Source organism: Saccharothrix sp. NRRL B-16348 (genome assembly GCF_001280085.1).
Classification (GTDB): domain Bacteria; phylum Actinomycetota; class Actinomycetes; order Mycobacteriales; family Pseudonocardiaceae; genus Actinosynnema.
The window spans coordinates 1-11,510 of record NZ_LGED01000021.1 but is presented as its reverse complement, the minus strand read 5'-3'; the positions used below and the strand labels follow the sequence as shown (position 1 = coordinate 11,510).

4 protein-coding genes are annotated in these 11,510 nt (G+C 69.2%); 3 read left to right on the top strand and 1 reads right to left on the bottom strand.

What is annotated here, in order from left to right:
- The coding region (locus ADK67_RS04950; RefSeq protein WP_231648021.1) for a TIGR02452 family protein at positions 1 to 415 on the bottom strand (415 nt) is incomplete at its 3' end.
- Positions 416 to 688: 273 nt separating this feature from the next.
- On the opposite strand from ADK67_RS04950, the gene ADK67_RS04945 reads away from it, so the two are divergent.
- The 3 genes from ADK67_RS04945 to ADK67_RS50455 all read left to right on the top strand — a co-directional run.
- A complete protein-coding gene (locus ADK67_RS04945; RefSeq protein ID WP_053715193.1) occupies positions 689 to 4,972 on the top strand; it encodes a LamG domain-containing protein in 4,284 nt (1,427 codons plus the stop codon).
- 40 nt (positions 4,973 to 5,012) lie between these two features.
- Positions 5,013 to 11,318 carry an RHS repeat domain-containing protein gene (locus tag ADK67_RS04940; RefSeq protein ID WP_157619935.1) on the top strand — a complete coding sequence of 2,102 codons (6,306 nt, stop codon included), beginning with the start codon at positions 5,013 to 5,015 and terminating at the stop codon, positions 11,316 to 11,318.
- A gap of 12 nt (positions 11,319 to 11,330) precedes the next feature.
- The coding region (locus ADK67_RS50455) for a hypothetical protein (protein WP_157619934.1) at positions 11,331 to 11,510 on the top strand (180 nt) is incomplete at its 3' end.

Here is an 11,510-nt window from a genome sequence, read left to right as displayed (position 1 = left end):
TCACGCGATCGCTGTAGGTGAGCTCGGGGTGCGCGCGGTGGTGGGCGTAGAAGTCGCTTGCCGCCAGCAGGCACGGGTACAGCGCCGAACCGCGGGCCACGCTCTCCTCCTGCGCCTGTGCGCCGTTGAGGAATCCGCCGCCGGGGTTGCGCGCCGACGCGAACACCAGGCACGCGACATCGCCGCCCAGTCGCCGGGTCGCGGCCAACGTCGACTCGTTCGTCACGTCGATCCGCGTGTCGCCGACGGGCTTCGGCACCACGAGCGGATCGTCCGGCGCGTAGAGACGGGTTCCGGTCACGGCGTGCGCGACGTCCGCGCGCACGTCGACCTCGCCCGTCCCGACCCGGTAGGAACCGCGTTCGGCGATGCTCACCGTGTCCCGGGCGACCAGACCGCAGCCCTTGGCGATCAAACGCTCGGCATGGCGATCTCGAACCGGCCCCCGCTGTCAGACACGGTGATCCACTCGCGGTCTGGCATTTCATCGGCTGGGTGGTTTGAACGGCCCAGTGATCAGGAGTTGGACCGTTCGGGCGAGTGTGCTGGATCAACTCGTGCGGCAGTGTTCTGTCCCGTTCGCATCGTGGTGGCAGCCCGAGCCGGTTGCTGCGGTCCAGGGGGGATCAAGATGACGTCGGCGTTTGGCGTGCGCGGAAACAGACCGCGCGGCAAGAGACTCGTGGCTGTGCTCGCGGCTTCGTTGGTCGGGGTGGCCGTGGTGCAGGCGATGGCGGTGGCGACTGCCGAACCCGCACCCACGCCCGCCGCAGTGGTGGACGAGGCGGTGGATGAGGCGTCTGCCGTGGCGCTGGCGAAGCGGTTGGACAAGCCCGTGAGGATCACCGGGAAGACGTCGGAGACCGACGAGTTCTGGGCGATGCCGGACGGCGCGTTCACGTGGCGTCAGCACCAGCGGCCGGTGCGGGTGCGGCGGGACGGCGGCTGGGTGGCGGCGGACACGACGCTGGAGCGCCGCCCGGACGGGACCGTGGCGCCGAAGGCCGCGGTGGTGGATTTGGCGCTGTCGGGCGGGGGCACGGGGTCCAAGGGACGCGGCCCACTGGTCAGGATGGGGTACCAGGGCGTCGAGGTGGGGCTCGGCTGGGACGCCGACCTCCCGGAACCGGTGCTGGACGGCGCTACGGCGACCTACCTCGAGGTGCTGCCGGGGGTGGATCTGCGGGTGACCGCGGATGTGATCGGGTTCTCCGAGGTGCTGGTGGTGAAGACGCCGGAAGCCGCGAGGAACCCGAAGCTGCGCAAGGTGACGTTCGGGTCGCACACGAAGAACGCCGGTGTCCGCGCGGTCGGGCGTCAGGCCGGGGATTCCCGTCTGGAGGTCGTGGACGCCGCGGGTTCGGTGGTGTTCACCGGTGACGCCTCAAGGATGTGGGACTCCAGCGGTGACGGCCGGGGTGAGCCGCGGCGGGCCGTGATGGGTGTCGAGGTGTCCGCGGAGAGCGTGAGCATCGTGCCGGACCAGGGGTTCCTGGCGGACCCGGATACTCGCTACCCGGTGTTCCTCGACCCGGAGTACTCGTGCGGCGCCTGCGGCAAGGCGCACCACGTGGTGGTGCAGTCCGGGCACCCTACGGCGAAGAACTTCGACGCGTCCACCGGCGACCTGACCGATCTGAAGGCCGGTTATGAGAACGAGGAGGGCTCCGGGAAGTCCCGCTCGTACGTGCAGATGAACACCGGCCCGATCATCGGCAAGACGGTCGCGTGGGCGAATCTGAACACCACGTTGCTGTACTCGTGGTGGGGTAGTCCGCAGGCCAAGCCGACGCAGTTGCACCTGGCGGGCGGGATCGACGGGAACACCACGTGGGACAACCAGCCCGGTGGGGTGGCGGTGCCGGGGACGTCGTCCTCGTTGCTGTCGTCGGTCAACACGATCAACCAGTCCCAGGCGCCGGGTGTGTCGATGGTGTTCGACGCGACGGCCGCGTTGAAGGCGGCGGCCGCGGGTGGTTGGGGCGCCACCACGTTCCTGCTCATGGGTGAGCGGGAGGCGGACACCTATTCGTGGCGGAAGTTCGGGCTGAACCCGTATCTGGATTTGCGCTACAACTCCACGCCGAACGACCCGACCGGTCACGCGATGCAGAACGGTGCGGTGCCGTGTGTGAAGGGTCCGGACCGGCCGTATGTGTTCACGCGTACGCCGCAGTTGCAGGCGTGGGTGTCCGACCCGGATGGCGGGAGCCTGGAGGTGCTGTTCGCGACCAGCGGTGGTGCGTACGGCGCGGACGTGCCCGACACCTATCACGACAACGCGGCCTCGAAGCCGTGGGTCGGCACACCCGGCCCGAACCAGGGCGCGCTCGCCCAGGTGCACGTGCCGGCGGGGTGGATCACCACCGACGGGATTTACAAGTGGGCGATGCGGGTGTCGGACGGCGCGTTGTCCTCGCCCCGGTGGGACTGGGACTGCGAGTTCTACGTCAACACCACCGTTCCGCTGGCGCCGACCGTGCATGCCGCGAACACCCCGGTCGACCAGGGTGACACCGCGACCTTCCAGGTCGACGTCCAGTTGGCCACGCCGGGCCTGTTCGACATCGACCGGTTCATCTACACCACCGACGGCAGCGAGCCGTCGACGCAGGGCTCGCCCAGCGTGCCGGCGAACAAGACCGTGGGCATACCGGGCGGCAGGACGTGGGCGTCCGCGTTCTTGCAGACCACCGCGGTCAATGCCAACCAGAACCTGCTCAGAGTCCGCGCGGTGAACAAGGCGGGCACGCCCGGGCCGGACAGCTCCTGCGCCAGTCCGCTGACCACCACCGGCAACGCGTGCGCCTACACCGTGCTGCCGTTGACCTCGACGAAGTTCCTCAAGGGCGCCTGGGCGCTGGACGACACTGTGGGCGCCACGGCCTCCGACAACGTCGCCGTGCTCAACCCCGGCGAGACCGCCCACCCGGCCACGCTCACCGAGGCGGGCTGGAACGTCGGGTACAACCGGGGCAGCTCGTGGACCCAGGCCGACGCCTTCGGCGCCAAGGACGGTGTCAAGGGCGGGGTCAACATCCGGGCGAACGGCTACCTCGCCACCGCCGCGCCGGTGCTCGACACGAGCAAGTCGTTCAGCGTCGCGACGTGGGCCTACCTGCGGCAGACCGGCGGCTACTACACGGTGCTGTCCCAGGACGGCGGCTCGGTCAGCGGCTTCTACCTGCAGTACTCGGCCGACGTGGGAAAGTGGAGCATCTCCGCCACGGCCGGTGACGACGTCGGCGCCGGCACCTACCGCGCCACGTCCGCGGACGCGACCGCCGTGCCCGCGGTCAACACCTGGACCCACCTGATCGGCACCTACGACGCGAACACCCGGCAGCTGTCGCTCTACGTTGACGGCAAGCCCGCCGGTTCGGCGGTCATGGCGACACCGCTGTGGAACGCGACCGGGCCGTTCGTCATCGGCGCGGCCCAGAGGAACGGCATCCGCGCCGACCACTACCCGGGCCAGGTGGACGACGTGCAGGCGTGGCAGCGGGTGCTGTCATCGCAGGACGCGCACAACCTGGCCACGGCGGCCGTGCCGCGGGCGAACCTCGGCCTGGCCGAGGGCGCGACCGAGCTGCTGGCCACCGGCGCGTCCGGTGACGAGCACACCGGCACCTACGTGGCGGCGCCGGTGAAGTCGCTGGAGGGCTACTGGAAGTTCGACGAGAACACGGGCACCACCGCCGCGGACTCCAGCAACAACGGCGCCGGGTACGAGAACAACCTGATCAACACCGGTGCGTCGTGGGTGCCCGGCAAGTCCGGTAGCGCCCTGCGCTACACCGGCGCGACGGACAGCTACAGCTACTCGACCGGTCCGGCGGTCGACACCTCGCAGTCGTTCACCGTGTCCGCCTGGGTCAAGCTGGACGACCTCAACGGCTACTACGCCGTGGTGGGCCAGTCGGGCCAGAACGTACCGGGCTTCGCGATCCGCTACTCGCCGGACGTCAACGCCTGGATCTTCGGCCTGAACCCGTCGGACACGGCGGGCGCGACCACGCAGTGGGTGTTCCGGAGCAACACGGTCGCGGCCGCCGGCGTGTGGACGCTCGTGACCGGCGTCTACAACAACGAGACCAAGCGCATCCAGCTCTACGTGGACGGCAAGCTGATGGGCTCGCGGTCGTTTACCGCCACGCCGTGGAACGCCTCCGGTAAGGTCACCGTCGGCGCGTACAGCTTCGGTCCGCTGGTCGGCATCATGCGCGGTGCCATCGACGCGGTGCAGCTTTGGCAGCAGGCGCTGACCGCGAGCCAGGTCGCCGCGCTGGCCGGTCTGTCCTACGTGGACAGCGTCTGGAACATCAACGGCCACACCGCGGGCACCGCCACTGGCGGGGCATCACTCGTCGCGAGGGACGGTGCGGCGAACGCGGCGTTGTCGGGTGCCGAGGGCACCGCGATCACGCTGCCACGTCCGCGTGACTTCCGCACCGACCGCTCGTACACCGTGTCCGCGTGGGTCAAGACCGATTCCGACGCGGTGGGAGCGCGGACCGCGGTGGGTCAGGATGACACGACGAACAGCTCGTTCATGCTCGGCTACCGCAAGGGCGCCACCGAGGTGGAGGGCCGGTGGGCGTTCGCGGTGTCGTGCAACCGTACGGCGACGAACTGCCTGCGAACGGTGTACAGCGTCGCACCGGCCGTGCCGGGCGAGTGGACGCACCTGGCAGCGACCGTCGACCGTGTGACCGGCAAGGCGTGCCTGTACGTCAACGGTTCCTCGCAACAGGCCGACGACCAACAGCCGAACTGCGTCGACGCGACCGGCTTCCATGACGGCGCGGGCCCGCTCGTGATCGGCCGAGGCTGGTGGGGCGGCAACGCGGTCGACCTGTGGCAGGGCGGGGTGGCGGGTGTGCGCGTTCACTCCGGCGTGCGCACGCTCGACCAGATCCGGTACGACCTCACCGCCGACGACCCGGGTTCCCTCTTCGGTCTTGTCCACTGACCCTTTCGCGTTCTCCCACACCCAGGTTGAGACGGAAATCATGAACAGACGCAGAGCCGGCGTGCTCGCCAAGTCCACCATCGTCGCGATCGTGGTGCTGTTGACCGCGACCAGTCCGATCCCGGCGTTCGCCGCGCCGAAGAAGGGATGGCACGGTCTGGGTTGGGACCTGCCCGCGTTGCAGGACACGCGGTCGGTTCCCGGTACTGGTGACCAGGCCCGTCCCGCGCCGCGGGCGGAGTCGGCCGACCGGGCGATGACCGCGCCGCCGCAGGTGCGGCTGCCGCAACCCGGTCGTGCCGTGGTGGATCTGGCGCCGGCCGCGGCGTCGGCCCGTACCGCTCCGGTCGCCGCGGGTGTGACGGGTCTGGAGGTCGGTCGGGGTCGCGGCCAGGCGGGCCGTGCGCCGGACGGGGCCAAGGCCGCGGGTCGGTCGTCCGGTCAGGTCGAGGTGGAGGCGGTGGACGGCGCCCGCGTCGGCTTGAGGGGACCGGTGTACCGGATCAGCCCGATGTCGGGTGATTTGTCAGGTCCGCTGTCGGTCCGGCTGGACTACTCGGCGTTCGCCGCGGCCTACGGCGGCGACTATGGGCAGCGGCTGCGGCTGGTGTCCTATCCGGACTGCGTGCTGTCCACACCGGACAAGCCGGAGTGTCGCCTCGGCACACCTGTCGAGCACGGGAACCGTGCGGGCAAGCACCTCGTCGGCGAGATCGCGCTGGCCTCGACGTCGAGCGCGACCGTGCTCGCAGCGACCGCCGACGGCGACAGCGGTGGGGGCGACTACACCGCCACCCCGCTGTCACCGGCAGGTTCGTGGTCGGCGGGTGGTTCGGCGGGTGACTTCACGTACAGCTACCCGGTCAAGGTGCCGGCCGCGTTGGGCGGCGCCACGCCCGGCGTGTCGTTGGCATACTCGTCGGGGACGGTGGACGGGGCCACGTCGGCGACGAACAACCAGGCGTCCTGGGTCGGCGACGGCTGGTCGCTGGCCACAGGCGGGTTCATCGAGCGGCAGTACAAGGCGTGCGCCCAGGACCTGGGTGGGAACAACGGGCAGACCAAGACCGGTGACCAGTGCTGGGCCACCGACAACGCGACCATGGCGTTGGCCGGGCGCAGCAACCAACTGGTCAAGGACACCACCGACTCGGACGTCTGGCGGCCGCGCCAGGAGGACGGCTCGAAGGTCGAAAGGCTGTACGGAGCGGCGAACGGCGCGCTCAACGGCGAGCACTGGAAGATCACGACGGTCGACGGCACCCAGTACTTCTTCGGGCTGAACCGGATGCCCGGCTGGACGGCGGACAAGCCGGAGACGCAGTCGACGTTCACGACGCCGGTGTTCGGCAACAACGGTGACGAGCCGTGCCACCAGACGGCGTTCGCGGACTCGTCGTGCACGCAGGCGTGGCGCTGGAACCTGGACTACGTCGTCGACCCGCGGGGCAACATCACGTCCTACTACTACCAGCCGGAGGTCAACGCCTACGGGCGCAACCTCAACGTCACCACGGTGGGCACCTCCTACGTGCGTGGCGGCTACCTGCTGCGCTTGGAGTACGGGCTGAACACCACCGCCGGCGGCGCGTACGCCCAGCCGGCCGCGCGGGTGCGCTTCGACACCGCTGAACGCTGCCTGCCCGGCGGGGGCGTTACCTGCGACCCCGCGCAGCTCAACGACACCACCGCGAAATCCTGGCCGGACGTGCCGGCCGACCTGATCTGCGCGCCCGGCGCGGTGTGCGAGAGCGTCTCGCCGTCGTTCTTCACCCGCAAGAAGCTCACCACCATCACCACTCAGGTGAGCAACGGCGCGGGCGGCTGGCTCGACGCCGACCGCTGGACCCTCAACCACACATTCCCCGCCACCGGTGACGGCGGCAACCCGGCGTTGTGGCTGGAGAGCGTCACCCGTACCGGTCTCGTCGGCGGATCGGTCTCCCTGCCGCCGACGACGTTCGGCGGCACGTCGAAGTCCAACCGCACGCGTGCCCACCAGGACTACACCAGCCTGTCGCGCTACCGGATCACGACGGTGACCGGTGAGCTCGGCGGGGTGACCACGGTCGACTACACCGGCCCGGACTGCCAGGCCGGCACACCCGACCCCGCCACCAACCCCACCCGCTGCTACCCGGTGTACTGGACGCCGCCCGGTGCGAAGGATCCGGTGCTGGACTGGTTCAACAAGTACGTCGTCACCGACGTCTACGCCGACGGCCGCACCACGCTCGGCAAGCAGACCCGCACCCACTACGACTACCTCGACGGCACCGCCTGGCACTACGACGAGAACTTCTTCGCCAAGCCCGAGCACCGCACCTGGTCGATGTGGCGCGGCTACGGCAAGGTCAAGACCACGGTCGGCAACCCCGACGACCCGTCCGGACCGCGCACCGTGACCGAGTCGCTGTACCTGCGGGGCATGGACGGCGACGTCGCACCCGACGGCGGCACCCGGTCGGTGCCGGTGACCGACTCGCTCGGCGAGACCATCGCCGACTCCAAGCAGTACGCCGGCGTCACCCGCGAAACCCTGACCTACCTGGGCAGCCAGGTGATCAAGACCGTGGTGAACGATCAGTGGTCCTCCGCCGCGACCGCCACCGACATCCACGGCATCCAGTCGTTCTACACCGCCAACGGCGCGACCTGGACCAGGGTGTGGCTGGCCGCGTCGAACGAGTGGCGCGCCTCCCGCACCGCCATGACCTACGGCGACCACGGCCTGGTGACCTCGGTGCAGACCGAGGGCGACACCGACGACCCAGGGCAGACGACGTGCGCACGCACCACCTACGCGCAGAACACCGGCGCCTGGATGCTGACCTACCCCAACTCCATTCAGAAGATCTCCGGTCCGTGCGCCGATGACAACCCGGCGACCAGCGCCAACATCATCTCCGATGAGCGGACGCTCTACGACGGCCAGGCGTTCGGCGCGGCGCCGACCCGCGGTCTCATGACCGAGGTGCACAAGCTCGCCGAATGGCCCGAGGGCGGAGCAGAAGTGTTCCAGACCCCCACGAGCAAAACCACCTACGACACGGTCTACGGCCGGACACTGACCACCACCGACGCGCTCAACCGGACGACCACCACCAGCTACACCCCGGCCACCGGCGGCCCTGTCACCAAGGCGGTCACCACGTCGCCCAACGTGACCATCGCAGGCGTGCCGACCGCGCTCACCACCACCGAGGAGATCGACCCGGCCTCTGGCCTGGTCACCGGCCAGATCGACCAAGGCGGGCTGCGGACCGACGTCACCTACGACCCTCTCGGCCGGATCACCGCAATCTGGAAGCCCGGTCACAGCAAGAGCGTCAACGCATCGGCGGACGCCAAGTTCGAGTACACGGTGAACACCGGCTCGCCGAGCGTCGTGGCGTCCCAGAGACTGCTGGCCTCGGGGCAGTATGCGACCTCTTACGCGTTGTTCGACGGGCTCGGCCGCACCGTGCAGACCCAGTCGCCCACCTCTTACGCGAAAGGCGGCCGCGTCGTCGCCGACACCCTGCACGACTCGCAGGGCCGGGTCTGGAAGACCCACGCGCCGTACTGGAACAGCGCCGCACCGTCGACATCACTGCACGTCGTGCAGGACAACGCCGTGCCGAACACCACCGAGACCCGCTACGACTCGGCCGGCCGGGCGACGGCGGTGCTGTCGCTGCGCGACGGCACGGAGCAGTGGCGCACTACCACGACCTACGACGGCGACCGCGTCACCTCGGTTCCGCCGCTCGGTGGCACCGCGTCCGCGGTCGTCACCAACGGGCTGGGCCAGAAGGTGATGACCCAGCAGTTCGAGGACCGGCAGCACACCGGACCGGACGACCCCGCCGACACCACCACCTACACCTACCACCGCTCCGAACTGCTGCACACCGTCACCGACAGCACCGGCGCCAACACCTGGACCCACACCTACGACCTGCTGGGCCGCAAGGTGTCCCAGACCGACCCCGACTCCGGCACCAGCACGACCACCTACGACGCGGCCGGTCAAGTACTGACGACCACCGACGCCCGGAACAAGACCCTCGCGTTCACCTACGACAACCTCGGCCGCAAGACCGGCCTGTACGACACCACGATCACCTCGGGCTCGCGGCTCGCCACTTGGGCGTACGACACCAAGCTCAAGGGCAAGCCGACCAGTTCGGTGCGCTTCTCCGGCGGCAAGGCCTACGTCCGGGAGGTCTCCGGCTACGACACCGCGGGCAGACCGACCGGAACGACCGTGGTGATCCCCACCAGCGAGACGGGCATCGGCGGCTCGCACTCGTTCCCGATCGCCTACGACCCCAACAGCGGCGCCATCGCCAGGGTCAGCTCACCCGGCCTCGGCGGCCTGCCCGCGGAGACCATCTTCCGCGACTACGACGCGCTGGGCCTGCCCACCGAGTCCTACGCGACCAGCGGCAGCGCCGGCACCAAACTGGTGTCGCAGACCACCTACAACCCGATCGGCCAAGTACTGCGCGTCAACTACGCCGATGCCAACGACCCCAAACAGGTCTCCACCACCCACACCTACGACGACTTCACCACCCGCGTCGCGTCGACCATGGCCGTCCGCGCCACGACCACCGACCAGATCCTCGCCAACCGCGCCTACACCTACAACCACGTCGGCGACGTCACCGAGGTCGACGACACCGCGACCGCCGTCGCCGACAACCAGTGCTTCGGCTACGACAACCTGCGCCGGCTCACCTCGGCGTGGACCCCGTCGTCCGGCGACTGCGAAGTCGCGCCGTCGCTGACAGGGCTCGGCGGGCCCGCCCCGTACTGGACCGACTGGTCCTACGACAAGACCGGCAACCGCAAAACCCAGACCAGGCACACCGCCGCCGGCGACACGGTCACCTCACTGGAGTACCCGCTGCCCGGCCAACCCCGGCCGCACGCCGTCACCTCTACGACCACCAAGAACCCGAGCGGCGCCGAGACCACGGCGACCTACGGCTACAACGAGGTGGGCAGCACCGTGGCCCGACCTGGCCACGAGCTCAGGCACGACCAGGAAGGCCGGGTCGCCGTCGACAAGGACCTGGCCACCGGCAAGGAGTCGACCTACCTCTACGACGCCGACGGCGCGCGATTGATCTCGAGGGAAGCCGCGGGCACCACCCTGTACCTGGTCGACATGGAACTGTTCGTCCCCGCCGGCACGACCACCGCCGTCGGTACCCGCTTCTACACCCACGGCGGCAAGAACGTCGCCCGACGAACCGCGGACAAGCTCACCTGGACCGTCGAAGACCACCAGGGCACCGCACTCTGCGCCGTCGACGCCGGCACCCTCGCCGTCACCAAGCGCTACCAGGACCCCTTCGGCGTCACCCGCGGAGCACCACCCGGCTCCTGGCCCGACCGGCACGGCTTCATCGGCGGCGTGCAGGACCCCGGCGGCACGGTCCACCTCGGCGCCCGCGAGTACGACCCGGCGCTGGGCAGGTTCACCGCGGTCGACCCGGTCCTGGACCAGGAGAACCCGCAGCAGTGGAACGGCTACGCCTACGCCAACAACAGCCCTGTCACGCTCAGTGACCCCTCCGGCCTGATCGCGACGTGCGGCGTCGACGGCGCCGGCTGCCCCGCGCCCAACGGCGACTCGTGCTGCGGATCGAGCCCCGGCGTGACCAGCCCGCGAGTGGACGAATCTCAGACCGAGGACTTCCTGTCCACGTACCAGGTGGTCGCCGACCCGCGCGACAACGTGGTCATCAAGTACGACGACAAGGAGGTCATCCTCACGCGTGTCGAATATGAGGTGATCCTCAAGGAGGCCGTGCGCGGGTGCATAGGGTTCCGGGGGAAGGACTGCGGCGTGGTCCAGCTGACCAACACGTACATGATCTTGCGCGCGATGGAAGGTCTCGTGACACAATCCGTCGACGAGGCCAACAGGCGCTTCCCTGGGGAGTCCAACGTGGCGGGGCAGTTGGACGCGTTCCGCCATGCTTACTGGAGCGCGTTGATCGCCCAGCGGTTCGGCTCGGAGTTCTCCTTCGACTTCACGACTGCCCATGAGATGAAGTCCAGCGGCACGCCCCTCCAGGAGGCCATGGACCTGTATAACAACCGGATGGGACGCGTCATCGCCACCTACACGGACGCCGACCATCTCGCCGACGCGGTCTACAAGGCGGTGAACTCGGGGATGCTAGTGGGGATCGGCGAAAAATTCGAGTTGGAACACAGCGACGATGTACCGTTCCGGCCCGCTGAGACTTACGACGAGAGCAAGGAGCCTGGGCATGACCTGCCGGGTGGCCCGCCTGAGTCGTTGCCGTGCGCGCTGTCCGATGGTGGCTACTGCGTTGTCCGATGAGGGGAGGGACGCGTGAGGTTCACACTGCGATTGACCGTGCTGCTGGCGCTGGTGGCGTCGTTGTGCGTCGCGTGCGGCGGGGAGAAAGAGGAGCCGCTGAAGCGCAACCCCGCGTTGATCGCCGCGGTGGAGGATTTCCTGGCTTCCGACCTCGAGCGGAAGCCGTTCAAGGAGTTCACCGACTGGGAGTGG

Excerpts from the sequence above, each read along its gene's own strand:
- ADK67_RS04940 (WP_157619935.1), top strand. The coding sequence starts at position 5,013 with ATGAACAGACGCAGAGCCGGCGTGCTCGCCAAGTCCACCATCGTCGCG.